Annotated in this window: 22 protein-coding genes; 16 read left to right on the plus strand and 6 right to left on the minus strand. The window is 60.0% G+C overall.

Going from position 1 to position 26,516, the window contains the following annotated elements; all coding sequences use genetic code 11:
- Positions 1–14: 14 nt before the first annotated feature.
- Complete coding sequence (hutU, locus tag GTQ55_RS02240) at positions 15–1,688, minus strand: urocanate hydratase (protein ID WP_161857268.1); 1,674 nt, start codon at positions 1,686–1,688, stop codon at positions 15–17.
- 259 nt (positions 1,689–1,947) lie between these two features.
- Positions 1,948–2,688, minus strand: a complete 741-nt coding sequence (hutC, locus tag GTQ55_RS02245) for a histidine utilization repressor (RefSeq protein WP_161857269.1) — start codon at positions 2,686–2,688, stop codon at positions 1,948–1,950.
- 179 nt (positions 2,689–2,867) lie between these two features.
- On the opposite strand from hutC, the gene hutI reads away from it, so the two are divergent.
- Positions 2,868–4,097: an imidazolonepropionase gene (hutI, locus tag GTQ55_RS02250; RefSeq protein ID WP_161857270.1), complete on the plus strand. Its 1,230-nt coding sequence runs from the start codon at positions 2,868–2,870 to the stop codon at positions 4,095–4,097.
- The gene (gene hutG, locus GTQ55_RS02255; RefSeq protein ID WP_161857271.1) at positions 4,081–5,034 is read left to right on the plus strand and encodes a formimidoylglutamase; all 954 of its coding nucleotides are present in this window, start codon (positions 4,081–4,083) and stop codon (positions 5,032–5,034) included. The genes hutI and hutG overlap by 17 nt, the downstream gene beginning before the upstream one ends.
- A gap of 13 nt (positions 5,035–5,047) precedes the next feature.
- On the opposite strand, the gene GTQ55_RS02260 is transcribed toward hutG, so the two are convergent.
- Positions 5,048–5,638 (minus strand): NUDIX hydrolase, encoded by a 591-nt coding sequence (locus GTQ55_RS02260; RefSeq protein WP_161857272.1) that lies wholly within the window; start codon positions 5,636–5,638, stop codon positions 5,048–5,050.
- A 186-nt stretch (positions 5,639–5,824) separates the two neighbouring features.
- On the opposite strand from GTQ55_RS02260, the gene ampC reads away from it, so the two are divergent.
- From ampC to GTQ55_RS02320, 12 genes are all read left to right on the plus strand, one after another.
- Positions 5,825–7,036: a class C beta-lactamase gene (ampC, locus tag GTQ55_RS02265; RefSeq protein WP_237567780.1), complete on the plus strand. Its 1,212-nt coding sequence runs from the start codon at positions 5,825–5,827 to the stop codon at positions 7,034–7,036.
- Positions 7,037–7,180: 144 nt separating this feature from the next.
- The gene (locus GTQ55_RS02270; protein ID WP_161857273.1) at positions 7,181–7,954 is read left to right on the plus strand and encodes a 4'-phosphopantetheinyl transferase family protein; all 774 of its coding nucleotides are present in this window, start codon (positions 7,181–7,183) and stop codon (positions 7,952–7,954) included.
- Between the two features lie 157 nt (positions 7,955–8,111).
- Positions 8,112–9,845: a phytoene desaturase family protein gene (locus GTQ55_RS02275; protein WP_161857274.1), complete on the plus strand. Its 1,734-nt coding sequence runs from the start codon at positions 8,112–8,114 to the stop codon at positions 9,843–9,845.
- A 190-nt stretch (positions 9,846–10,035) separates the two neighbouring features.
- Complete coding sequence (locus tag GTQ55_RS02280) at positions 10,036–10,743, plus strand: TetR/AcrR family transcriptional regulator (protein WP_161857275.1); 708 nt, start codon at positions 10,036–10,038, stop codon at positions 10,741–10,743.
- A 123-nt stretch (positions 10,744–10,866) separates the two neighbouring features.
- On the plus strand, positions 10,867–12,099 hold the full coding sequence (locus tag GTQ55_RS02285; protein ID WP_161857276.1) for an iron-containing alcohol dehydrogenase: 1,233 nt from the start codon (positions 10,867–10,869) through the stop codon (positions 12,097–12,099).
- A gap of 58 nt (positions 12,100–12,157) precedes the next feature.
- Positions 12,158–12,598 (plus strand): acyl-CoA thioesterase, encoded by a 441-nt coding sequence (locus tag GTQ55_RS02290; RefSeq protein WP_161857277.1) that lies wholly within the window; start codon positions 12,158–12,160, stop codon positions 12,596–12,598.
- 156 nt (positions 12,599–12,754) lie between these two features.
- The gene (locus GTQ55_RS02295; protein ID WP_161857278.1) at positions 12,755–13,417 is read left to right on the plus strand and encodes a pseudouridine synthase; all 663 of its coding nucleotides are present in this window, start codon (positions 12,755–12,757) and stop codon (positions 13,415–13,417) included.
- 213 nt (positions 13,418–13,630) lie between these two features.
- Positions 13,631–14,275, plus strand: coding sequence for a TetR/AcrR family transcriptional regulator (locus GTQ55_RS02300; RefSeq protein ID WP_161857279.1), 645 nt, complete (start codon positions 13,631–13,633; stop codon positions 14,273–14,275).
- Positions 14,272–15,057, plus strand: coding sequence for an enoyl-CoA hydratase/isomerase family protein (locus tag GTQ55_RS02305; protein WP_161857280.1), 786 nt, complete (start codon positions 14,272–14,274; stop codon positions 15,055–15,057). Before GTQ55_RS02300 ends, GTQ55_RS02305 begins: the two co-directional genes overlap by 4 nt.
- A gap of 57 nt (positions 15,058–15,114) precedes the next feature.
- The gene (locus GTQ55_RS02310; protein ID WP_161857281.1) at positions 15,115–16,638 is read left to right on the plus strand and encodes an acyl-CoA synthetase; all 1,524 of its coding nucleotides are present in this window, start codon (positions 15,115–15,117) and stop codon (positions 16,636–16,638) included.
- Between the two features lie 26 nt (positions 16,639–16,664).
- A complete protein-coding gene (locus GTQ55_RS02315; protein ID WP_161857282.1) occupies positions 16,665–17,066 on the plus strand; it encodes a MaoC/PaaZ C-terminal domain-containing protein in 402 nt (133 codons plus the stop codon).
- On the plus strand, positions 17,063–17,494 hold the full coding sequence (locus GTQ55_RS02320) for a hotdog family protein (RefSeq protein ID WP_202620656.1): 432 nt from the start codon (positions 17,063–17,065) through the stop codon (positions 17,492–17,494). Before GTQ55_RS02315 ends, GTQ55_RS02320 begins: the two co-directional genes overlap by 4 nt.
- 92 nt (positions 17,495–17,586) lie before the next feature.
- On the opposite strand, the gene GTQ55_RS02325 is transcribed toward GTQ55_RS02320, so the two are convergent.
- A complete protein-coding gene (locus tag GTQ55_RS02325) occupies positions 17,587–18,321 on the minus strand; it encodes a hypothetical protein (protein ID WP_161857283.1) in 735 nt (244 codons plus the stop codon).
- 61 nt (positions 18,322–18,382) lie between these two features.
- Positions 18,383–19,777, minus strand: a complete 1,395-nt coding sequence (locus GTQ55_RS02330) for a carbohydrate-binding protein (RefSeq protein ID WP_161857284.1) — start codon at positions 19,775–19,777, stop codon at positions 18,383–18,385.
- 533 nt (positions 19,778–20,310) lie between these two features.
- Between GTQ55_RS02330 and GTQ55_RS02335 the strand changes: the two genes are divergently transcribed.
- Positions 20,311–22,494, plus strand: a complete 2,184-nt coding sequence (locus GTQ55_RS02335) for a heparin lyase I family protein (RefSeq protein ID WP_161857285.1) — start codon at positions 20,311–20,313, stop codon at positions 22,492–22,494.
- Between the two features lie 129 nt (positions 22,495–22,623).
- Here GTQ55_RS02335 and GTQ55_RS02340 read toward each other — a convergent pair whose 3' ends face one another.
- Complete coding sequence (locus GTQ55_RS02340) at positions 22,624–24,975, minus strand: Tex family protein (protein ID WP_161857286.1); 2,352 nt, start codon at positions 24,973–24,975, stop codon at positions 22,624–22,626.
- A 296-nt stretch (positions 24,976–25,271) separates the two neighbouring features.
- On the opposite strand from GTQ55_RS02340, the gene GTQ55_RS02345 reads away from it, so the two are divergent.
- Positions 25,272–26,516: an efflux RND transporter periplasmic adaptor subunit gene (locus GTQ55_RS02345; protein WP_237567781.1), complete on the plus strand. Its 1,245-nt coding sequence runs from the start codon at positions 25,272–25,274 to the stop codon at positions 26,514–26,516.

Raw genomic sequence — 26,516 nt, forward strand, 5'->3', positions numbered from 1 at the left:
GGAACCGTTGCGAATCAGTCTTTCAGCATGGGCAGGTCGAGGCCCTGCTCGCGCGCACAGTTTTTGGCAATGTCGTAGCCCGCATCCGCGTGGCGCATGACGCCGGTGGCAGGGTCGTTCCACAGTACGCGACCGATGCGCTTGGCGGCGGCCTCGGTACCGTCGCACACAATGACCACGCCGGAGTGCTGGGAGAAGCCCATGCCGACGCCGCCGCCGTGGTGCAGGGAAACCCATGTGGCGCCGCTGGCGGTATTCAGCAGCGCGTTCAGCAGTGGCCAGTCGGAGACGGCATCACTGCCGTCGAGCATGGATTCGGTTTCGCGGTTGGGGCTGGCGACGGAGCCTGAGTCGAGGTGGTCGCGGCCGATCACCACCGGGGCTTCCAGTTCGCCGTTGGCGACCATCTCATTGAAGGCCTGTGCCAGGCGCGCGCGGTCTTTCAGGCCAACCCAGCAGATACGCGCGGGCAGGCCCTGGAACTGGATGCGCTCGCGCGCCATGTCCAGCCAGTTGTGCAGCTGCGGGTTGTCCGGGATCAGTTCCTTTACCTTGGCGTCGGTCTTGTAGATGTCTTCCGGGTTGCCGGACAGCGCCGCCCAGCGGAAGGGACCGATGCCTTCGCAGAACAGCGGGCGGATGTACGCCGGTACGAAGCCGGGGAAGTCGAAGGCGTTTTCCACGCCCACTTCGAACGCCATCTGACGGATGTTGTTGCCGTAGTCGAGGGTGGCGGCGCCGCGCTCTTGCAGTGCCAGCATGGCCTGTACCTGGATACCCATGGACTTCTTGGCCTCACGCACTACAAGTGCCTCATCCTGTTTGCGCATTTCGGCGGCCTGGGCCATGGTCCAGCCTTTCGGCAGGTAACCGTTCAGCGGATCGTGGGCGGAGGTCTGGTCGGTAACACAGTCCGGCAGGATGCCGCGCTCGACGATTTCCGGGAACACGTCGGCGGCGTTGCCCAGCAGGCCGACGGAGATGGCTTCACCTTTTTCCATCGCTTCGTTGATCATTGCCAGCGCTTCGTCGAGGCTGGTGGCTTTCTTGTCTACGTAGCCGGTGCGCAGGCGGAAGTCGATGCGGGTTTCGTCGCACTCGACGGCGATCATGCAGAAACCGGCCATGGTGGCGGCCAGTGGCTGGGCGCCGCCCATGCCGCCGAGGCCACCGGTGAGTACCCATTTGCCTTTGGCTTCGCCGTCGAAGTGTTTACGCGCGACTGCGGCGAAGGTTTCGTAGGTGCCCTGGACGATGCCCTGGGAGCCGATGTAGATCCAGGAGCCGGCGGTCATCTGGCCGTACATGGCCAGGCCTTTTTTATCCAGCTCGTTGAAGTGTTCCCAGTTGGCCCAGTGGGGGACGAGGTTGGAGTTGGCGATAAGGACGCGGGGGGCGTCGGCGTGGGTTTTGAACACGCCCACCGGTTTGCCGGACTGGACCAATAAAGTTTCGTCGTCCTCTAAACGTTTCAGCACTTCGACGATTTTGTCGTAGCACTCCCAGTCGCGCGCGGCGCGGCCGATGCCGCCGTAGACAACCAGGTCTTCCGGGCGCTCGGCGACGTCCGGGTGCAGGTTGTTCATGAGCATGCGCAGGGGTGCTTCGGTAAGCCAGCTTTTGGCGTTCAGTTTGGTGCCGGTGGGTGCGGCAATCTTTCGGCTGGGGTCGTGGCGTTTATCGGTCATGGTTGCCTCGTCTATTTCCAAATTCTGTGGGTAACTTTGAATCGGATTTTTTGGTTGGGCTTTTGGCCCAGAGTTTTAAATCAAATTTGTGGCGGCGGGTTACCGGGTGAAAGTTTTTGAAACCGCTGTGAATACATCCCTGTACGCTGCGTCAGCGGCGTCCATGCCGCTGACGCTTTCAAAAACTTTCACCCGGCACCCCGCCTTCAATTCATACTTCTGTGCTTCGAATCCCGTCATCCCGGTAGCGGAGACGGGGCTAAAACCTAAGTTGCGCGCCCAGCCGGTATCGGTTTCCCGGGTGCACCAGTCGCGCAAAGCTGACTGTGCCGGTGCGGCTTTTGGTGCGGCGCCAGATCTGTAGGCAGGCAGAGCCTGTTTTGACTTCCAATGCCTTGCCTACCGACTCGTCCGCAGCAATCGCTTCGACCGTGGTGTCCACTTCCGTGAGCGGTGCCACGCGGGTCAGGTATTCGTTGGGCGTGGTCGCGCTGAAGTCCTGGCGCAGGTATTCCGGCACCAGTGTGGGGTTGGTATAGCGTTCCTCGAACTGGATCGGCAGGCCGTTATCCAGGTGCACGATAATGGAGTGGTACACCGAGGCCCCTTCGGCCAGGCCGAGGGCGACGGCGACTTCGGTGCTGGCGGTGGTTTGCTCGAGTTTGAGGATGCGGTTGGCGTAACTGTGACCACGGGCTGCTACTTCGTCGGCTATGTTGCGTACTTCCAGCAGGGAGCCCGCGGGGACCGGTTCGGCGACGAAGGTACCCAGGCCCTGGGAGCGGACAAGGACGCCTTCATCGGTGAGTTCCGAGAGCGCCCGGCGGGCGGTCATGCGGCTGACGTTGAAGTCCTGGGCGAGCTGGTTTTCCGAAGGCACGCGGAAATGCGCCGGCCATTGGCCGGATTCGATCTGGGCGCGGATATGGGCCTTGATCGCGGCGTAGCGGGGCTGGCTGCCGGTCTCCGGGGGCGCTGTGTTTGAAACCTGACTACTCATACTTGTGTGGTCTTCGCCTGCTCGGGTAAAGTGCCTTTCCAGTTGTACATTCTTGTATATACAAGCTGGTCGATTGCGAAACTATGGATTCGAGACGGATTTCTGTCAAGAGTGAGAATCCGCGCCAAAACGTCCCAACAGGGCTATCGTTACAAATAACGCCAATTCAGTGAGCGACTATGACCGAACGCTGTGATCTGCTGATTACCAATGTCCACGCGGCCACCATGGATCCATCGCTGCCCGGTGCCTATGGCGCGGTGGAAGATGCTGCGGTGGCGGTGACGGGCAACAAGATTGTATGGATAGGCCCGCGCCAGGAGCTGCCCGAATGTACCGCCGATCAGGTTGTCGACGGCGAGGGCCAGTGGCTGACCCCCGGGCTGATCGATTGCCACACCCATCTGGTCTACGGTGGTCACCGTGCCGGCGAGTTCGCGCGTCGTCTCGGCGGCGAAAGTTATGAAGAAGTCGCCCGCGCCGGCGGCGGTATCCTCTCCACTGTGCGCTCCACGCGCGCCGCCAGTGCCGAAGATCTCTATCGCAAGGCGGAACCGCGCCTCAAGGCCCTGATGAGCGAGGGTGTCACCACCGTCGAGATCAAATCCGGCTATGGCCTGGAGCTGGACACCGAGCTGAAACAGCTGCGGGTCGCGCGCCGGCTCGCGCAGCACTATCCGGTGAACATCATTACCACTTGCCTGGCCGCCCACGCGCTGCCGCCGGAATACGATGGCCGCGCCGATGAATATATTGATCTGGTGTGCAATGAAATCCTGCCGGCCGTGGCCAGGGAGCAACTGGCCGATGCGGTAGATATGTTCTGTGAAACGATCGCTTTCTCGGTAGAGCAGTGCCGCAAGGTGATCGCAGCGGCACAGAAGCTTGACCTGCCGGTTAAGGTTCACGCCGAGCAGCTGGCTTCCACTGGTGCCACCCGCATGGCTGCCAATGCCGGTGCCCTGTCTGTGGAGCACATTGAATACATTACTGACGAAGACATTGCCGCCATGGCGGAAAACGGCACTGCCGCGGTACTCCTCCCGGGGGCTTTCTACACCTTGAAAGAAACCCGCGTGCCTCCTGTGGAAAAGCTCCGTGCAGCCGGCGTTCCCATCGCACTGTCCACTGATCTGAATCCCGGTAGCTGTCCGATTGCCTCACTGCGGCTGATGATGAATATGGGTTGTAACCTGTTTGGTCTCACCCCGGCGGAGGCCCTCGCAGGTGTCACGCGCTCCGCGGCGCGTGCCCTCGGCGTGTGCTGTTCGCGCGGGGTGCTGCACGCGGGCTTGCGCGCAGATATGGCCCTCTGGCCCATGGAAACACCGGACCAGCTCGCCTATGAAGTGGGCGCGCTGAAACCCGCAGATATCTTTGTTGGGGGACTACATGTTACAGCTGGCTGATATGCGTCTTTGGAGCGGACGCGTCGATAGTGAGGATGGCAAGGCCGGCAAGCGCTGGCACCAGGATATCGTACCGCTGCACCTCGACAGCCCCCCGGGGCTGGCGATTCTCGGCTTCGCGTCCGACGAGGGCGTGCGTCGCAACAAAGGGCGCATCGGCGCAGCGAAGGGGCCGCGCATTCTACGCCTGGCACTGGCGAACCTGCCCAAAACCTTCGGTGCACCGCTGTATGACGCGGGCAATGTACGGGTGGAAAAAGACGACCTGGAGTCCGGCCAGTCTATGCTGGGGGCACGTATTACCGACCTGATGACCGCCGGGCATTTTCCGCTGGTTCTCGGCGGTGGTCATGAGATCGCCTTCGGTAGTTATCAGGGAATTGCCCGCTGGATGCGCGAGCAGCAACGGGAAAAGACGCTCGGCATCATCAATTTCGATGCGCATCTCGACCTGCGCCTGCCGGCACCGAAAGGCTCATCGGGCACGCCGTTTTTTCAGATCGCCGAGCAGTGCGATGTTAATGGCCGCCCATTCAATTATCTGTGCGTGGGTGCCGCCGCCACCGCCAATACCCCGGCGCTGTACCACCGCGCCGAGGAGTTGGGGGCGCAGGTGATTTCCGACCGCGAAATCGTGCCCTGGCGGATCGAGCTGGTACAGAAACAGATCGCGGACTTTATCGAGCGGGTGGACTTCGTCTATCTCACCATCGACCTGGATGTGTTCCCGGCGGCGGTAATGCCTGCGGTTAGTGCCCCCGCAGGGCGTGGCGTGGCGTTTGAGCTGTTTGAGCCGCTGTTGGATACGGTCCTGGAGTCGAAAAAAGTGTGTCTGGCAGACATAGCTGAGTTCAATCCCTACTTTGATATCGAAGATCACGCCGCGCGCACTGCGGCGCGAGTGGTGTTTCAGATTGCCAACGGTATTAAAGGCTAGGGTTGTTCGGGGCTCAGGGAGACTGTCGTTCCGGCGGTGTCGACGGGGCCGGCTCTTCCGGCGGTAACTGACGAGGCGGTCGGCGGGCCTCCAGATAACGCTTGATATACGGCTTGTGGGTGTAAATCACATCATCCGGCAGGTGGTGCAGGTCGAAGAAGCGGTAGCCGTAGATTTCCCCGTCGCGGATGGTGACATGCTTTTCCTTCAGGCGCCCGCGGATGGCAATATTGATGATCCCCGAGCGCGGCACCTTGTTCACCTCCAGCACCTCAAAATCATCAATCTTGATATTCAGTTCCTCGTCCAGCTCCCGTCGCGCAGACTCCTCAAACGATTCATTCCGTTCCACCCAGCCCCCGGGCAGTGCCCACTTGTCCTGGTACGTATGGCGCACCAGTAACAGCTGGTTGTTGCGCTCCACGAAGTACACCATACCGACCACGAACTTGTCGGTAAGGGCATAGGAAATGTTCCAGCGCATTTTGGGCGGCAGTTTGCGATAGATCTCATACTTGAGGCCCGGGAATGCCACGAACGTCACAGCTACCAGCACAGCGAGGGCCAGTAGCAGAAGAACGGCTTTTTTCAAAAATGATCGCATGGGCCCGGAACTGCTTTCACTGCAAATAGGGAATCCGAATATCTAAGGTTAAAGTGTATCCGAGGCACGGCTGGGCTTTCGAGTACTCTGTCACCAAGGCGAGGTTTATCGCTAACAAGAGTGCACTAATTGGCACGCCGATAGTCAGACACAGACAATAACCAACAGTTTCACAGGGAAGTCTCCATGCCGCCATCAATCACCGTATTTAACTTGCACCAGAAGGTGCCGCTATTGATTGTCCTGGTTTTCGGGGCGTATATGTCGATAACTGCGCCAGCTATCGCGAACGCGGAGTCGATAACTCCGGAGCGACTGGAAGAGGCTGTCATCGATGCCGTCCAGCCGTTGGTGGAGAAACACCGGGTGCCAGGCATGGCTCTCGCCCTGACAATCGAGGGTGAGCCCTATTTTTTCAATCTGGGCGAGACGGCATTGGAGGGCGGTGAGCCGATCACGGAGCACACGCTGTTCGAAATAGGCTCGGTCAGCAAAACCTTCACCGCAACACTCGCGGCCTATGCCGAGGTAAAAGGGGCGCTGGACTTCAACGAGCCGGTGAGTGGCTACTTGCCCGCACTGCGGGGCACCGCGATGGACTCGGTCGCGGTGCTGAACCTGGCCACCCACACCGCCGGACATTTCCCGCTACAGGTGCCGGCGGAGGTGCGCAGTGAAGATGCGTTGCTCGAGTATCTCCGCAACTGGGACCCTCAATATGCGCCCGGCAGCAAGCGCACCTACGCCAACCCCGGCAGTGGCCTGTTGGGGGTGGTCGCCGCACGCAGTCTCAACCAGCCGTTCGCCAAAGCCATGCACGAATCCGTGTTTCGCGGGCTCGGACTCTCGCAGACCTTCGTGAAGGTTCCTGAGGATCAGATGGCCCATTATGCCGAGGGACACAACAGCAAGCACCAGCCGGTGCGGGTGAACATCGGCCTGCTGGGAGAGGAGGCCTATGGGGTGCGCTCCAGCGCCGCGGATCTTACCCGCTATCTCGCCGCGCAGATGGAGCTGGTCAAGGTTGCCCCGGCACTGCAGCAGGCGCTACAGACTACCCGCCAGGGCTTTTTCCGCACCGATTACTATGTGCAGGATATGGTGTGGGAGCAGTACGCGCTGCCATTGAAAAAGGACACCCTGCTCGCGGGCAATTCCCGTAACATGATCAGTGGCGATCGTCCGGTAACCGCAATCTCGCCACCGCTGCCGCCGCAGCGCAACGTGCTGATCAACAAAACCGGCTCCACCGGCGGTTTCTCCACCTACGTGGCATTTATCCCGGAAAAACAGTTTGCCTTTGTGCTGCTCGCCAACAAGTACTTCCCCAACGATGAGCGAGTAGCCATGCTCTACGGAATTCTTGAGGACATTTTGCCCGGTGTTGTTGCAAAGTAATGGGGTACTCGTAGTTAAATCGGCGGACGAGGTGTAGTCAGGGAATGGTTATGTTGATGATTATTGGCACGATGTGTGCGTCCGGTAGAAACATGCTTGCCGTAAAAGGCGGGAATGACTTAGGTAGTGCCGGGGAAAAGCCACATGCAAGAAGCAGCCGCAAAGATTATGCCGCGGGTTGATCGCCAGTTTATTGGCAAGGTTCACTCGGAAGTGCATGCAGGCACAGGCGTGTGCCTGGTCACTTGTGAATTCGATTTGGCCAGTTACCAGCCGGAGCTATTTGTCGAACTGGGTGTCGCCATGCCCGAGTCCATTGCGCGCTCGGTGCCCAAGCGGCAGGCGGAATTTCTCGCCGGGCGCTACGCCGCGGCGCTGGCACTGCAGCATCTCGCGCCGGTGCGACACCAGGATGTGCAGGTGGGTATCGGCGAAAAGCGCAATCCGCTGTGGCCCACAGGCGTGGTCGGCTCTATCTCCCATGTGGATGGCATGGCGGTATGTGCGGTAAGCCACACCGCGGACAAAGACTACCTGGGAATTGATGTGGAAGTGGTGATGTCCACCCGGGTCTGTCGAGAGGTGGCGAGAATCGTCTCTACCCGGCAGGAGCGGGAACTTCTCTGCGGCCTGGGACTGTCGGAACGGGTGGCGCTCACCCTGATCTTCTCTGCCAAGGAGAGCCTGTTCAAGGCGTTATACCCCTCCGTGCGCGATTACTTTGGCTTCGAGGTGGCCGAGGTTACTGAATTGCATCTTGAGGAGCAGACGCTGGTACTGACGCTGACCGAGCGCTTTGCCGCCGGGCACAAGTTGCCGCAGGATTACCAATGCCAGTTCACCCAAGGGGAGCACTGGATACAGTCGGTTACCTGTGGAAAATTCCATGGGCGCGCCAACCTGAAAGCGGTTCCCTGATCCATTTTCGTTCCTTGCTCTAATCAAATTTTCAATACCGCTGCCGTCACCCGTCGTGGGTGGCTGCAGTACTGTGCAACTTGTTGCATACACCCTGATGGGCGGCTAATGTGGGAAAGTAACCACATAATAAACAGAGCACAGCTCAAGGCGCCCCATGTCCACGTCAGAATCTTCAGTCTCTGCCAACCGTTCCGCTCCACAAGCGAGTCGTTTGCGTATAGGCCGCCGCTACCGCGCGGGCCGGCTCGACGGCCCCTACGATGCCATCGTTATCGGCTCCGGTATCGGCGGGCTCACGACTGCGGCACTGCTGAGCGCCGCAGGCAAAAAAGTGCTGGTGCTGGAGCAGCACTACACCGCCGGTGGCTTTACCCACGCATACGATCGCAACGGCTACGAATGGGATGTGGGTGTTCACTACATTGGCGATGTGGGTGGCCACCCCACCATGACCCGCAAGCTGTTCGATTTTATCTCCGGCGGTCAGCTGCAGTGGGCGCCGATGGACAGCACCTACGACCGTATCTGCCTGGGCCACCAGCAGTACGACCTGGTGGCGGGGCGCGATGCGTTTGTGGCGGAGCTCGCCCGTCGCTTTCCCGGTGAGAGGCCGGTCATTGAAGCCTATCTGGAGCGGGTGATGGCGGTGGCAAAGGCGATGCCGGTGATCACGCTCGAAAAGCTGTTTCCCGGCTGGTGCGAACCGCTATTCCGGCTGTACAAAAAACTGCGCTGGCCGGACTACCTCAACAAGACTACCTACCAGGCACTGCGAGAGCTCACCGACAATGAGGAGCTGATCGCCGTACTCACCGGGCAGTGGGGCGACAACGGTATGACGCCCAAAACCGGCAGCTTTATCATTCACGCTTTGATCGCCAAGCACTACCTGTACGGGGGGTATTACCCGGTGGGTGGGGCCAGCAGGATGGCGGAGACCATTATTCCGCAGATCCAGAAGTCCGGCGGTGAGGTGTTTACCTATGCCCGTGTAGATACTTTGTTACTGGATGGTGCGCGGGTTACCGGTGTGCGCATGGCGGACGGTACTGAAATCACCGCTCCGGCGGTTATTTCCAATGCGGGCGTATTCAATACGTTCGAAAAACTGTTGCCGCAAAGCGCCGCGAGTGCGGCCGGTTATCATCGCGCGCTGAAGGCGGTGAAGCCCTCCATGAGCCACCTCTGCCTTTACATCGGGTTGCGCAGCACCGCCGCGGAACTCAGGCTGCCGAAGACCAACTACTGGCTGTACCCGAGTGCAGACTACGAAGCGGACACCGCGGCGTTTTTGGGTGACCAGAATGCGGAGATCCCGCTGGTTTATATTTCGTTCCCGTCTGCCAAGGATCCGGATTTCGAGCGACGCTATCCGGGGCGTGCGACCATCGAGATTGTCGCACCGGCCAAATACGAATGGTTTGAACACTGGCAGCAGGAAACCTGGGGCAAGCGTGGGGAGGAGTACGAAGCGCTCAAGCAGCAGTTCAGTGAGCGCCTGCTGGAGCACCTCTTCAAGCACTTCCCCCAACTGCGTGGTCAGGTCGATTACTGTGAACTCTCCACGCCCCTTTCCACCCGGCATTTCTGCGAATACCGCCGCGGCGAAATCTACGGGCTGGATCACGATCCCGACCGGTTTGCCCAGACCTGGCTGCGGCCCAAGACCCGGATTCCCGGGCTTTACCTGACCGGTCAGGACATCATGAGCTGCGGCGTCGCGGGTGCCATGTTCGGCGGACTGGTGACCGCGCAAAGCCTGCTGGGGTGGCGAAAGGGTGGCGCGTTGATCGGGCGGGTTTTCAGTGCAACTTCCGCAGAAAGTGCGGGGAGCAAAGTGGCGCAACGGTTGTCTGATGATACCGGCGATCGACTTCAGGGCTCCTGACTGGCAGGTCCGGTTGACGCAGGGAGGCACTGTTCTTCGCGGGCGTTACTTCAGCGGCGAAACACGAGGCACAGAAAATAGTTAGGACGACAATTCGGGCTGTTATTGGCGCTCTACTTGTACGATTGACCAATAATTAACCGTTGTATAGGGTGCGCCATTGGCGTCCCTTAACACCCGTACCTAATTTATGTCTGAGGCAGTCAACATGGTTTCCAGCAGCGACGCTGGCGAGATCAATTCCGGGGATCCTTCCCGTAAGACTTCTGTGGCCAACAGGAAGGCCGAGAAGCGTGAGATTGCCAAGGCCAAAATCCTCAAAGCCACTCTGGATATCATTGCCAGCAAGGGGCTGGCAGCGCTGTCCCATCGCTCAATCGCCAGTGCTGCCGGGGTTCAGCTGGCGATGACTACCTACTATTTCGGGACCATGGATAATATTCTGGTCACGGCGTTCCGTGAATTCTGCAACTCCATGGAGCCGATCAACGCGGATCTGGTCCGCGATAGCGACGCGCTGCTGGCCGAGCTGCAGGGCGCCGATGGCGAGTTGAAAGACTGCGACCGGTACATTGAGGGTGTGGCAGATATCTTCGGTAACCTGATTGATACCGGACCGACTTGCCGGGTGTGGCAGCTGAGCATCGAGTGCGCGTACTTGTTTGAGCAACATCCTTCCGAGGCGCTGGCGAAAGAGATCCAGGAGTACAACGATGGGCTCGCGGAAATTGCGCTGCGCTTTATACGGCCTATCGGCGGCAAGAATCCGGAGCTGGATGCGCAGCTGTTTCTGTGGACGGTGCAGTGCCTGGAGTTCTCCGCCGTAAGTAGCGTGGCGATCAAGGGGGCTTCCAACCGCGAGGCCCTTTTGCGCCTGCTGCGGGGCTTCTGTAGCTGACTCTGGGCCCGGGCTGATCGCGCTCCCCGTTCCGTCGCAAACCGCTTTCGCCAGAAGTCCGAGGTAATGGCCAATCCCTGCTTTGGGCCGTTCAATGGATTCCCTGTGTTTAACGGGGGTCCCATGCAAGATTTCACCTTTTCCACCACCAGAACCATCGTCTGTGAGGCTGGAGCCGCCGCAAAATTGGCGGAGCACTGCCGTGCCGCCGGCGCTGGCCGGGTGCTGTTGGTGACCGACAATGGCATTGTCAACGCCGGCCTGCTGGACGAAGTGTTGCCCGGGTTTGATTGCACCGACCTGCGCCTCGGGATCTTCGACCGGGTCGAGGCCGATCCGAGGAATGCCACCGTCGAGGCCGCCGCACACGCCGCGCGCGCGCTGGGGGCGGAAATGATTGTGGGCTTCGGCGGCGGTAGCTCCATGGATGTCGCCAAGGTAGTAGCGGTGCTCGCGCACCCGGATTGCCGTCAGTCCCTGGACGAGCTGTACGGTGTCGGCAAGGTGCGAGGGCCGCGCCTGCCGCTGCTACAGGTGCCGACGACTGCGGGCACCGGTTCCGAGGTAACCCCCATCGCCATCGTCACTACTGGCGAGACCACCAAGGCCGGGATCGTGTCCCCGCACCTGCAGCCGGATACCGCACTGCTCGATGCCAAACTCACACTCGGCCTGCCAGCAAAAGTGACCGCGGCTACCGGCATTGATGCCATGGTGCACGCGATCGAGGCCTACACGTCCGTTCACAAAAAGAATCCGGTATCGGATATGCTTGCCCGCGAGGCGTTGCGACTGCTCGCGTCGAATATTGCCAGTGCGACCCATCGCGGAACGGACCTGAAGGCACGCGGCAACATGCTTTTGGGCGCCCTCTATGCGGGCCAGGCTTTTGCCAACGCGCCGGTGGCAGCGGTGCACGCACTGGCGTATCCCCTCGGTGGCCACTTTCATATTCCCCACGGCCTGAGCAACTCTCTGGTATTGCCCCATGTGCTGCGCTTCAATGCGCCCGCCGCAGCCGCGCTCTATGCGGAGCTCGCGGAGGTTCTAGACGGTATTGGTGGCATCGAAGGTATTGAAGGTATTGAAGGTATCGATGCGGGTATGCTGGCGCAAAAGCCGGGCAGCGGTGCCGAGGCTGAAGGCGACGAGGCAAAAACCGAAGCGCTGATCTGCTGGCTGGAAAACCTGATCACCGGGCTGGGACTGCCGGTGCGCCTGCGGGATTGTGGGGTTACCGAAGAGAGTCTGCCGCAACTGGCTGCCGATGCCATGGAGCAACAGCGCCTGCTGGTGAATAATCCCCGCGAAGTCTCTGAGCAGGATGCTTTGGCAATATACCGCGCCGCGTTCTGATCAATGGATATGACCCGGTCACTACAAAGCCCAGCTCCGCAAATACAGAAGAGAGCCGATGTCACAGCCATCTCAACCCGATAATTTCACCCGGGAACATTACCGGGTGTTCTACCCGATCACCACCCGCTGGCACGACAACGATATTTACGGGCACGTAAATAACGTGACCTATTACAGCTACTTCGACAGCGCGGTAAACCGCTACCTGATCGAGGAGGGCGGGCTGGATATCCACAACAGCGATGTCGTTGGCTTTGTGGTCAACTCCAGTTGCGACTACCGCGCACCACTGGCGTATCCACAGCAACTGGAGGCGGGTATCCGCGTGGAAAAACTCGGTAACAGCTCGGTGGTCTACCGGGTGGGCATTTTCCGCGTTGGTGCAAACCAGGCTGCAGCGAGCGGCAGCTTTACCCATGTGTTTGTCGCGCGCGCCGAAAATCACTCTGTTCCCATTCCGGAAGCGATCAGGCAGGCACTATCCCGGATCGGCTAGTTGGTTAGAAGGGGCTACGGTATTCGCCGGCACCCGCAAACGTTTCTGGTCTGCGGATTTTCTCTGTGAAACCCTTCCCCGGGGTTATGTCCACATTGCTGGAAATTGCGTAAGCTTCGCCCCCCAGCTTGCAGCCCCGATACCAGAGCCGACGTTTTGCGACCCTATAGCCCGCCCACCGATCCCTATCTTGATGTCGTCTATCGCGACGCCCACCTGCTCGTGCTCGACAAGCCAAGTGGCCTGCTCACCGTGCCCGGTCGCGACCCGGCGCACAGAGACAGTCTCGCCAGTCGCGCCCAGGAGGGCTATCCAGGCGCGCTGATCGTGCACCGTCTGGATATGGATACGTCGGGACTGGTGGTGATGGCGCTGGGAGCGGAGGTGCATCGCCAGCTGAGCGGGCTATTCCAGAATCGCCAGGTGGAAAAGTCCTATCTGGCGCGCGTTTGGGGCGAGCCCGAGGAGGACGAGGGTGAGGTCGATCTACCGCTGATCTGTGACTGGCCCAACCGGCCGAAACAGAAGGTTTGCTTTGAATCTGGCAAGCCTTCCCTGACCCGCTGGCAGAAGCTAGACAGGGATGGGGAAACCAGCCTCTTGAGACTGATCCCGGTCACCGGCCGTTCGCACCAGTTACGGGTGCATATGCAGGCCATGGGCTACCCGATTCTCGGCGATCCTTTCTATGCGCACGAGCTGGCGCTAGCCGCGGCGCCGCGGTTATTGCTGCATGCGCAGGAATTGGGGTTTGAGCACCCCATACTCGGGAAGCCGATGAACTTTCTATGTAATCCGGGAGCCGAATTCCCGGTATAGCGGATTCTTCTAGTTCGATTCTTCACCCGAGCCGGCCTGTAACTCACAGGGTGGCGCTGCGCCATTTCTTCCTGTCCTCGATACTTGTCTCCAGCGGGGGCCATCGCCGCACTGTCTGTATGACCAAGGTATGACTTACGCGCGTGCGTGCCTGGCATAACATGAATACCGATTCAGGTTTCATATAAAGCCAGCGAGTAACGTGCCTTGCCCATGAGTTCTACTGCCAACGCCACCCGTACCGACGGCTCCGCGCCGGGCTCCCCCAAGACCGCCCGTGGCGCGCGCACCCGCGCGCGCATTCTCAAGGCCGCGGAAGAGGCGTTCGGCACCACCGGCTTTCACGGCACCGGTATCGCGGACATCACCCGCGCGGCCGGGGTAGCGCTGGGTTCCTTCTACACCTATTTCGGCGGCAAGGAAGACGTCCTGCGCGAGCTGGTACAACACATGGGGCGCCAGTTGCGCGCACACCTCGAGGCGGAAACGGCAGGTGCCGGCGATCGTCTACAGGCCGAGGAGCTGGGACTGCGCGCTTTCCTGCAGTACCTGTGCGCCAATCCGGCGCTCTACCGGGTATTGCAGCAGGCCCAGTTTGTGGACGAAACCATTTACCGCGATTACTACCAGGCCTTCGGCGAGCGGTACTTGGAGATGCTCGCCAGTGCCGCCGGCAACGGCGAGATTTCCCCGGGCAACAACGAAGTGCGGGTATGGGCGCTGATGGGCATGTCGAACTTCCTGGGTATTCGCTATGCACTGTGGAACCGGGATGTACCGGTGGACGAAATTGTGGCGACGGTTTCCAGCCTGCTGCGCAGCGGGCTGAGTCCGCAGGCCAGTGGGGGGGAAGCATGAATACAGCATCGGTGAAATACCAGCTAGCCGAAGGGGTGGCTACCCTGACCCTGAACCGCCCACAGCGTCACAACGCACTGGTGCAGGAGATGCTCGATGGCCTGCGCGATGCACTGGCGCGCTGCCGGGAAGACAGGCCCGCGGCACTGCGACTGCGTGCCGAGGGACGCTCCTTTTCCAGTGGCGGCGACATCGCCGCTTTCTATCAGGTGCCGCGCCCTGCGCGGGCCGATTATGCCCGGCGCCTGGTCGGCACGCTCAACGACGTGATACTGGACCTGCTGCACCTGCCGGTACCTACGGTGGCGGAGGTGCACGGCATGGTCACCGGCGGCTCCCTGGGGTTGGTACTGGCCTGCGATATCGTGGTGGCCGGGCCCCGCGCGCATTTCGCGCCCTGGTATACCGCTGTGGGCTTCAGCCCGGACGGAGGCTGGACCGCACTGATGCCTGAGCGTATCGGTCGCGGTCGTGCACTGGAAGTACAGCTGACCAATCGCCGCATCGAGGCGAAAGAGGCCCTTGCCTGGGGACTGGTGAATTATCTGGCGGAAGATGGATGCGTGGCCGAAATGACCGACGAAGTCGTCGCGCGCCTGCGCACCGCCAAAACCGCCAGTGTGCGCAATACCCTGGCGTTGACGCGCCCGTACCCGGAGCGTGTGGCGCGCGGACTTCAGATGGAGCTCGAGCAGTTTGTGGCACGGATTGATAGCGACGAGGCAGAACTGGGTATGGCCGCCTTCCTCGAGCGTACTGGAACCCGGAAAACCAACCGATAACAAACCCGGTGACGGCACTGAGCCTCACAGGAGAACAATAACGATACGGAGGTAAGCATGGAGATGTTTGACCTGCTGGCGCAACGGGCGCGGGTAACACCGGAACGGCCGGCGCTGGAAGATCTGGAGAGCGGCGAGCACTACAACTATCGCGAATTCAATGAGCGCGCCGCGCGCCTGGCGGCAGCCGCGCGCGAGCACTGGGGCCTGCGCGAGGGAGACCGCCTCGCCTACCTTGGCCACAGCCGCGCGGAGTTTTTTGCGATGCTGTTTGGCTGCGCCAAGGCGGGGCTGATCCTGGTGCCGATGAACTGGCGCCTGGCGGTGCCGGAGCTGGAGGTGCTGATGGATGACTGCACCCCCGCCGCGCTGGTGTTCGGTGGCGAGTTTGCCGATGAGGCTGCAGCACTGGGCGCGCGCTCGTCTTCCCTCGCCCTGGTTGCGCTCGATAGCGCGGGCGCGGGGCAGCGCGATTATCACGGTGACCTGGCAGCGACCGAACCGGATCTGTCTCCGCATCCGGAAAAATGCCCGGACACGCCCTGGTATCTGTTGTATACCTCCGGCACCACCGGGCGGCCCAAAGGGGTGATCCAGACCTTCCGTATGATGCTGGCGAATCATTTCAACGTCGGCCTGGCGGTGAACCTCACCGCGGACGATGTGCTGCTGAACGTGTTGCCGCTGTTCCACACCGCCGGCATCAACCTGTATTCGTCCGCGGTCTTCCTGGTTGGCGGCTGCGTGCTGGTGGCGCGCAATTTCGACCCGACCCGGGCACTGCAGGAACTGGAAAACCGCGCCACCGTCTTTTTTGGCGTGCCGGCAGTGTATCAGGCGCTGCTGGATCATCCGGCGTTCGATGGCAAACGCCTTGGCGGCGTGCGCTCCTGGGGCTGCGGCGGTGCGCCGCTGTCGCTGCCGGTGGCGCAGCGCTACGTGGACCAGGGCATCCGTATCCGCACCGGCATGGGTATGACGGAAACCGGCCCCACGGTGTTTCTCCTCGACGAGGAGCTGGTGATCGACAAGGTGGGCTCCGTGGGCCGTCCGCAGCTGCTGACCGAGGTGCGTATCGTCGACCGCGACGGGCGCGACCTGCCCGCTGGCGAGGCCGGCGAACTGCTGGTGCGCGGCCCCAATGTCACCCCGGGCTACTGGAACCGCCCGGACGCCACCCGCGATGCGATCCGCGACGGCTGGCTGCACAGTGGAGACGTGGCGCGCTGCGATGAAGACGGCTGTTACTACATCGTCGACCGCTGGAAGGATATGTATATCTCCGGCGGCGAGAATGTGTACCCGGCGGAAGTGGAAAAGGTGCTCGAGCAGCACCCGGCGATTGCCGAGGTGGCCGTGGTGGGCATGCCCGACGACCGCTGGGGCGAAGTGGGCAAGGCCTATTTCGGCGTGCGCACCGGAGCCGTCGCGCCCGACGAAGACGCGTTGCGGGACTTCTGTCGCGAACGGCTGGCGGGCTACAAGGTGCCAAAAGCGTTCCAGCTTATGGACGCACTGCCGCGCAATGCGCTGGGCAAAGTAGTGAAACAGACGCTGCGCGACGACGCGGCAAAACGTTGAACCTTATTCACAGGACCACGCACGCAATGCAAGAAAATAGCTTACGGGCGATTACTCGAGACTTTGCCCTTACCCAGGACGACTTCAACCGCTTCGCAGACCTGAGTGGCGATCTCAATCCGATCCATGTGGACCCGGATTATTCCGCCGCGACCCGCTTTGGCGCCACCGTATCCCACGGCATGTTGCTGTTCACCGTACTGCGCGGACTGGTTCACATCCATTACCCCGGCGCGCGGCTGGAAGCCCAGGACCTGATGTTCCCGGCCCCGGCCTATGCCGACGAGCAACTCACCGCCACTCTCGTGCCCGCAGAAAAGTCCGCCGATGGACACATCGAGCTGGTGACACGGATTACCCGGGGCGAGGAAAAAGTCTGCCTGGAAGGGCGTTGCCGATTGGTGTTGGATGAAAAGGTACAGCCATGAGCGGGAATGAAACAGCCATGAGCGAAGGGGCAAAAGCCATGAGCGAAAAACTGCCGCGCTTTCATGCGCTGACCGTTGGCGACAGCGTCTCCGTAGGTCGCAGCTTTGACCAGCCAGCGCTGGCGGAATGGTGCCGGCTGGCGAAGGTGGGGGAGGCGGAGGGAGACTGGCGCGAAGTGCCCGAGCCGTTGATCGCGGCGCTGTTTTCGTACCTGCTTGGCGAGGAACTGCCGGGACACGGCACCAATTACCTGAAGCAGCACATGCAATTCCACACACTCGCGCGCGCCGGTGAGTCTCTCACCGCAACGGTCACCGTCACCCGCTTGCGCGCGGACAAGGCGCTGGTGAACCTGGAGACCCGCTGCACCGGGGAGGGGGGGCGACTGATTTGTAGCGGCGATGCACTGGTGCTGTTCCAGTGCTGATGCCGTACCCGGTCTCCCCGGGCCGCGGTACCCTGGATTTTTCTGCAGTGGCCCGGCATCGGTGGCGATGTTTTCCGACGTTGTTCTCAGTTTTACTGGTCGGGGGTATGACCCGGCGGGTAGACCGCGTCGGTTTCCCCACTGGTAACAAATAGCGAGCCGCTGGAAGCGATCCATCCGGCATCGTCGTGGGCCTGCAGCTGGTAGTTGCCGGAGGGGGTGTCGATGCCGCCAACGGTGAGGGTCTCGCCGCGGGTGAAACTGACCTGGTAGCGCTGCCCGTCGTTGCCGTCGATATGGCCATACCAGCTCACACTGTGGTAATCGTGCTTTTCGACACGGTCGATTACCACCTCGTAGGCGGTATTGGCCTCGGTGATATCCACCTTCACCGTGTCACCCGGTTGCAGGCTCTCCAGTTTTACCGGGCTGAACTGAACAAGCTGGCGGCCATCGTGTAGCTGCTCGTCCGCGAGCGGAATTTTGCTGGTGGCAACCTCCCCGGTTGACGACCACATATCCTCGCGCGCCATAGCCTGCTCCACTTCGGATGCGGTGTAGTTTCTCCCCGGCCGCCGCGCTCTCATGATTTCTACGCGCTCCTGCACTTCTTGCGATACCGCCCTGGCTTCCGTCTCGGATTTAGTTTTCCGGCGCTCTTCAGCACCTTTCGGGTCGGTGTCGGTTTCATTTTCTGGGGGGGCTGAAACCGCCACTTCAGTCTGTCTGGGAGCTGGTGTGCCAGCATCGGAAGTTCTTTCCAGCGACCACCAGATAGTGCCGATTACTGCGACCGCGAGGCACGCCGAATACACAATTTTTTTCATGTTGATATTTGCCTGAAGATAAATTGCCCGGCAAATGCCGGGCGCGAGGGGGCAACAAGTGTTACCGGCTGATGCGAATCCAGTTCAGGTTCCAGCCGCCGGCTTGTGCGTAGACACCAAAGTTGTAGGTGCCGGCCGGGATATACACGCTGTGCCTTACGGTTACCCAGTTCTGCCATCCGCCGGTGGCGGGCAGGCTCAGCTCGCCGAGGATGGTCGTGCCCCCATTCAGGTCCAGGGAAAGGCGACCGCCGCCGTTCAGGCTGGCCACACGATATTCCACCGTAAAGTTGCCGGCTTGCGGAATGGTAATACTGTTGTAGGCCATCCAGTCCCCGGTATCGATCCAGCCCACATTCTGGCCGCCGCCGGTGTCCGCGGTGTTTTCCAGCTGCACGCCGGCAGCGGACGAGTAGTTCTCAGCTTGCAGTGTCTGGTTGAAGCCACCAGTTGTGGAAATGATCAGGGAACTGGTGAGGTCGTTCATGCCGTCGTTGACCAGGCAATTATCGTCACCGGTTTTACTGACGACGTTGCCGGAAAAATTATTGTCGGTAAACAGGTCGGCTTTGTAACCGCTCTGTACACGGATCGAAGAAATGTCGTCATTCAGTATGCCGCGCCGGTTGAGTTCGGCCAGGTCGTAATTGCCTGCAGGCAGGCCCACGCTGTAGCCGCCGAAGTTGCAGTGCTGGGATACCACCACAGGACCGCTGGTGCCGGCGGTGGGTCGGAACGCGGCAATCTCGTCGCGCACGTTGTGAATGGCGAGCGCGCCGTAGGCTTCCTGCGGATTGCCTACCGGTATGCCGCAGGGGTAGCCGCGACAGGTGAGGTTGGGATTGGAGAAACGATTTACGCGGGTGGTATTAAATACGCCCTCGTAGGCCATGATATCCACGAACACGTTATCCACGCCGTAGCCGACGCCGTAACCGAAGCGCGCGCCGCTGGTATCACCCTGGCGGCGGGAGTGGTTCAGGCCCATGTTGTGGCCCAGTTCGTGCGCCATCACCATGGGGCCGCAACCCGGGTGTACAACGTTCCAGGTCCAGTTGCGGTCCACGGCCACATAGCCCACACCGCAGGCGCCAGTAGTATGCATCTGCGAGACGAAGTCGGCCCCGAGCTGGTCGCGCAGGGACTGCACGGCGCCATTCTGGCGCAGGTTGTTCAGCACGGCACCCTGGTCCGCGCCAACCTCTTCATTGTGGCGCACGCCGACCAAGCGCAATTGCAGGTCTATCTGGCTGTCGGCGTAGGCGGCGTTCATCTGGTTCACCCAGTTCGCCATGGCTGTCTGCGGATCGCCGGAGAAGTAGTTGGAAGAGTACTGGTCATAGAGCACCAGCAGGTCCACGGTTGCCGCCTGTGTGGAGCCGGCGGCGGTGGCAAGACAGGCTGCGGACAGGTAACGGGCTATACGTTTGATCGATATCCATCGTGGAAGAGCCATAAGATTTCCTTTTTCTTATTGTCGTTTTGTTTTCGTTGAATGCACCTGTTAAGCGTTCGGGAAGGGAGCGCGAAAATAAAGCTAGCACCGAAAAATGAAGGCTGTATACGCAGAACCGGTTCGGCTGAATCCCACTTTAAAGTGGGATAGGGGAAAGTGTGATCTATCTGACGGGAGTGTCAGCAATAAAAAAATCGGGTCAGAGTCGAATAATTAAGATTAAAAATAATCGGGATTAAAAAACACTAAATGGGCGCGGGGAAAATAAAAGAATCATTTGGGTTGGTCGGATATTTTGAAGATCTTCCCGAATTATCAAGCTGGAAGACAGGGGCGCCCTTTTTTATTACTGCAGTGTTCATTCTGGCGCAATTGCCATGGTTTGACGTGAAATACCTTTTTTGGGTTGGGGTCGCGTGCACTTGCGCGCCTAACTGGTATTACCACTTGACAGTCAGGCTGTTTTAGCGGGACAGTATGGCAGCCGACATAGAAATAAATGCGGTTTGCAAATAATAAACAGATGGTGATTTATGACCCTGCTCAAACAATTAACCCTGGCGCTTCTGTCAGGGTTGCTTGTCGCCTGTGGTAACGATATCTCACGCGACACGCCCGAAGTGGGCGACGGCTTGATCCCGATGAGCTCTTCCGGTGGCGCCTCCAGCTCCAGTAGTTCCAGCAGCTCCGGCGGCTCCAGTAGCTCCAGCAGTTCCAGTAGCTCCAGCAGTTCCAGCAGCTCCGGCGGTTCCAGTAGCTCCAGCAGTTCTGGTAGTTCCAGCAGTTCTGGAGGTACCGATGGCAGCGATGTCCAAGAGGCACGCCAGGGCTTTTTCGTCGACAGCGCGGTTGCTAATCTGGATTTCCAAACCAATTCTGTGGCCGGTGCTACTGCCGATGACGGTAGCTACCAGTATTTTTCCGGTGAAACGGTCACCTTCTCAATCGGTGATTTGGCGTTCCCCACCATTTCCACCGGACCGACTCTGACCCCGCTCAATCTTTTTGATACCACCGATGCCAACAGTAACGCGGTGCTTAACACAGTCCGTCTGATGCTGTCGTTAGACGTTGATGGCGATGCGAGTAACGGTATTACTATCCATGAGATGGCCAAAGGCGCGGCTACGGCCATAAATTTTGAGCAAGAGCCCGATGCCTTTACCGACGATATGGCCGTTATTAATTTATTGGCCAATTCCGGCTCAAGCAGCATGGCCCTGGTGTCGGTTGACGAGGCGCGCAGTCACTTCCAAGACACGTTGGAGTATGAGGTCAACGATCGTGTGGTCGTTTCCGCCGATGGTCCGGGCAATACCTATGAGCTGTTCAACAATAGTTTTGGCGGTGCGGCAGTCGAATCTCCGGTGTGCCCCGAAGACGCCACCGAAGACAATCGCCGCATTACCGAGGTGATGGATGAGGAGTTGGGTAAGCCGGTGTTTGAGTTCTTTATCGACACCGATGTCGATGGAGACCGGTGTCTGGATAGCATCACCGACCGTCAGCGTATCGAGGTAAAAACGTATAGTCCATCACCGTCTGGTGTCAAAGGCGACGAGGGTGAAATAACCACATATTCATGGAAGTTCCGCTTGCCCGAGGGCTTTCAGCCGTCGAGCTCGTTTACCCATATCTTCCAGATTAAAGCTAGCGGTGGCGATGATGGCCCACCCATTTTGACCTTTACCCCGCGCGCCGATTCACCCAATCGTTTGCAAGTGTTGCATCAGGCGAGCAGCCTGGTGAGTGTCGATGAGATTACAGCGGCCGAGTTGGATGCGTTTTTGGGTGAGTGGATTGAAGTATTCGTTCGCACACGTTACCAGGACGCAGGCCGTCTAGAAGTGCATATGAAGCGTATCAGCGACAATGAGACCTTGATCGATTACAGCAATAATGACATCGATATGTGGCGCGATAATGCGGAGTTTAATCGTCCCAAGTGGGGTATATATCGCAGCCTGAACAACGTCGAGATGCTGCGCGATGAGTATGTTCGCTTTAACGATTTTTGTATTGCCGAGGGCACTAACACGTGTGGCTCTGACGTCGACGTCGATGTTACGCCGCCGGACGGTGGTAATGGCGGAGACGGCGGTGATGGTGGCGACAGCAGTGTCCCCGACTTCGGCTTTGAGATGGATACCCTGGGCACCGCGCCCACGGGCTTTGACATCGACAGCGAGGGTGGAGAGGTAGTCGTCTCTGACGAAAACGCCGCCGAGGGCATTCAGTCTGTTAAATTCACCCACACCGGCGAAGGTCAGGTGCGTATGCGTCACGAGTTTGCCCTGGGTGCGATTAACACCGGCTCTGTCAGCGCGTCTGTGTTTATTCCCGAGGGCATCGATGTGGACACACTGGTGACCGTTTACGGTGATGAGTACAACTCGGCTAACCGCGTGATCGACAACTTGTTCAAAGACGGTGAAGAGTTTCGCGCGCGTACCGCGACCGATGGGCAAATAGCAGTGGCAATGTACAACGCCGGCCAATGGAACCGGTTAACCGTTAGCTGGGAGTCTGTCGATACCAGCAACGAGTACACCCTGGAACTTAATGGCCAGGTGATTGGCGTTTATGAAGTCGCGACACCGGGTGTAGTACCCGCACGGGTTGAATTTAAATTCGGTGGCAACAGTAGTGCCATTACGGATTATTCCGTCTTTGTCGATGCCATCTCTGTGGGCGATGCTTCTTCCGGCTCACCCTGAATACGCATTCCGATTTCTTCCCTGGCGCTGAATTTCAGTCCTGAAGTTATCGAGCGGTGGACGCATTGCGTCTATCACCCAATAAAAAGGGCGGCCAGTGGCCGCCCTTTTTATTGCTGCAGTGAGGGGTTACTTCTTGCCCTTCATCGCCGCCGCCAGCAGGTCGCCCATACTGCCGCGGCCGCCAGCGTTGCCACCGCCTTGTTGCTGGCGGCTGCGGTTGTTGTGTCGTTGCGCCTGGCGACTCTCGCGGTGGTCGCCTTTCTTGACGCCGCCGCTGCCCTGTTCACCGGGTTCGTCAGACATACGCATGGACAGGCCGATACGCTTGCGCGCCACGTCCACTTCCATCACCTTCACCTTGACGATGTCGTTCGCCTTGACCACTTCGTGCGGGTCTTTGACGAACTTCTCTGACAGCGCAGAGATGTGTACCAGACCGTCCTGGTGCACGCCGATGTCTACAAACGCACCAAAGTTGGTGACGTTGGTGACGGTACCTTCCAGCACCATGCCCGGGCGCAGATCCTTGATCTCTTCCACGCCGTCTTCGAACTTGGCGGTACGGAATTCCGGGCGCGGGTCGCGGCCAGGTTTTTCCAGTTCACTGATAATGTCTTTTACCGTGGGCAGGCCGAATTTTTCGTCGGTGTAGTCCATCGGGTTCAGCTTGCGCAGGAAGCCGGAGTCGCCAATCAGGCTGTTGATCTCGCGACCGTTCTTCTCGGCGATACGTTTAACCACGATATAGGCTTCCGGGTGCACACCGGACTTGTCCAGCGGGTCTTCGCCATTGTTTATGCGCAGGAAGCCGGCGGCCTGTTCAAACGCCTTGGGGCCGAGACGCGGGACGTCTTTGAGCTGGGCGCGATTCTTGAACGCGCCGTTCTGGTCGCGGTAGGTAACGATGTTGTTGGCGATGGACGCACTCAGGCCGGATACGCGGGACAGCAGCGGCGCGGAAGCGGAGTTCAGCTCGGCGCCGACACCGTTCACACAGTCTTCCACCACGGCATCGAGTGAGCGGGCCAGCTGGGTCTGGGACACGTCGTGCTGGTACTGGCCCACACCAATGGATTTGGGGTCAATTTTCACCAGCTCTGCGAGCGGGTCCTGCAGGCGGCGCGCGATGGAGATGGCGCCGCGAATGGTGACGTCCAGGTCCGGGAATTCACGCGCGGCAAACTCGGAAGCGGAGTACACGGAGGCCCCGGCCTCGTTCACCATCACTTTCTGTGCGGTGAGCTTGTACTGCTTGATGGTGTCGCCGACAAATTTGTCGGTCTCGCGGCTGGCGGTGCCGTTACCGATGGCGATCAGGCCCACATCGTATTTGTTACAGAAGGCGGCAATGACTGCGGCAGATTCCTGAATGCGGTTCTGCGGCGGGGTGGGGTAGATGGCGGTGTGATCCAGCACCTTGCCGGTGGCGTCGACCACTGCGACTTTTACCCCGGTGCGCAGGCCGGGGTCGAGGCCGATGGTGGCCTTCTGGCCCGCCGGCGCTGCCAACAGCAGGTCTTTCAGGTTGCGGGAGAACACCTTGATGGCTTCCTCTTCTGCCATTTCCCGCAGCTGGCCCAGCAGGTCGGTTTCCAGGCTGGTGAGCAGTTTGATGCGCCAGGTCCAGCGCACCACTTCGCCCAGCCACTTGTCGGCGGCACGGCCGTGGTCTTCGATCTCTACATGGCGGGCGATCATCACTTCGCAGGGGTGTGCCTGGGTGGCGGTGCGCTCTTCGTCGCCCTCCAGCCCCAGGTTGATCGCCAGAATACCTTCGTTGCGGCCGCGGAAAATCGCCAGCGCGCGATGGCTGGGCACCTTGGAGAAGGGCTCGGCGTACTCGAAGTAGTCGCGGAACTTGGCCCCGGCCTCTTCCTTGCCGTCCAGCAGCTTGGATTTGACCTGACCTTCGCGTTGCAAATAGTCACGCAATTTGCCCAGCAGCTCCGCATCCTCGGCAAAGCGCTCCATCAGGATGAACTTGGCACCGTCGAGGGCGCCCTTGATGTCTTTGACATGCAGGGCGGCATCTTCGTTATCGGTGTTGAGGTATTTCTGCGCCTCTTCTTCAGGGTTCAGGCTGGGGTCGGCGTAGAGTGCGTCGGCGAGGGGTTCCAGGCCGGCCTCGATAGCAATCTGGCCCTTGGTGCGGCGCTTGGGTTTGTAGGGCAGGTAGAGGTCTTCGAGGCGGTTTTTGGTGTCGGCGGCGTTGATCTGCTGGGTCAGCTCAGGGGTAAGCTTGCCCTGCTCGTCGATACTTTTGAGGATGGCGGCGCGGCGTTCTTCCATCTCGCGCAGGTAGCGCAGGCGATCTTCCAGGGTACGTAGCTGGGTGTCATCCAGCTCGCCGGTCACCTCTTTCCGGTAGCGGGAGATGAACGGTACGGTGGCACCCTCGTCCAGCAGGCCTACCGCGGCTGCGACCTGTTGCGGGCGTACATTGAGCTCTTCGGCAATACGGGCGTTGATATCCAACATCTTGTTATTTACATCCTCAGATGGTGCGCTGGCCACTGGCCATCAATCGAAAATCGGGCGCGCGCTTCAGCTTGATGGAGCAGCAAACTGTGGCGCGTAACGGTCAAAAAGAGGGCGGCCATTATGGGGCATGCGGCGGCGCGTACCAAGGCTGAATCTTCGGCGGAAATTGCACCCGATGCCAGTTTGCGGTCAGGCGCATTTTGATGCGACGGCTTGCATCTACAAGGCGTTCATTTGTCGTCGAACTCCAGTAGAATGCGCAACTAGTTAAATTTTGACCAATGGAAGCGTCTGTGAAGCCTTCAAGTAAAAACAAAGTTTTAGGGATCGTAATTGTCGCCGGTATCGCTGCAATAGCCGCTGTTATCCTGCTGGCACCAAAACCGGAGGAAAAAGTTGCGGATGCCGCGGTTCCGCCGGTTGCCGATATCCTCTACGCCGAGCCCGGACAGCACACTCTGCTGGTGCCCAGCCAGGGCTCTGTGCATGCCCGTCACGAGATCGAAGTGGTGGCGCGTGTGGGCGGTGTTATTGAAAGCGTCAATGACGCCTTTGTCCCCGGTGGCTTTTTCAATCAGGGCGATTCGCTCGTCCAGATCGAGCCCGCCGATTACCGCCACGCCCTCACCCGTGCCGAATCGAAGGTAGCCAGCGCAGCCGCGACCCTGGCCCAGGAGCAGGGTATGGCCAAGCAGGCCAAGCGCGAGTGGCGCGATCTCGGCGCGAAAACCGCCAATGACCTGTTCCTGCGCAAACCACAGCTGGCCGCCGCCGAAGCCGGGCTGGCCGCAGCTAAAGCGGATCGCGACCAGGCCAAGCTGGACCTGGCGCGCACCGCGGTACAGGCACCGTTTGCCGGCCGTGTGGTGGAAACCCTGGTGGATATCGGCCAATACGTAACCCCGGGCACCAAGCTTGCGCGTATTCACAGTGTGGGTGTGGCGGAAGTGCGTCTTCCTCTGACCGACCACCAGTTGTCCCTGCTGGAGCTGCCCCTTGGGCGCGCCCTGGATAACGGGCCAGCGGTACGCTTGTCAGCAAGCCTTGCCGGCAAGCAGCGCGAGTGGCGCGGCCAGATCGTACGCACCGAGGCGGCCATTGACCCCAACAGCCGCTTCGTTTACGCGGTAGCCCAGGTACAGAACCCCTATCAGGGCGAGGCGCCGCTGATCAACGGACTGTTTGTGGAAGCACACATCGCTGGCAAAACCTATGACGACATTTCCCTGCTGCCGCGCCAGGCGCTGCACGAGGGCGACCACATCCTGGTGCTGAATGAAGAAAACCAGCTCGGGTTCAAGGATGTGGAGCTGCTGCAGGCGGTGGGCGACAAGGTCTGGCTGCGGGGCGATATCGCCACCGGTGAAAAGGTGGTGATTTCCAGCCTTGGCTATTCCCGCGAGGGCATGGTTTTGAGTCCCAATCCCCTGAATGAAAAACCCTCCGGCCTGATCCTCGGCGAAAAGGCCGGCGAGGACAAAGAGGCCGAAGCAGAAAACTCCGGCAGTAGCACTGCCTCCGCCCAGGGAGCGATCTGA

The sequence above is a fragment of the Microbulbifer hydrolyticus genome, from assembly GCF_009931115.1.
Lineage (GTDB): Bacteria > Pseudomonadota > Gammaproteobacteria > Pseudomonadales > Cellvibrionaceae > Microbulbifer > Microbulbifer hydrolyticus.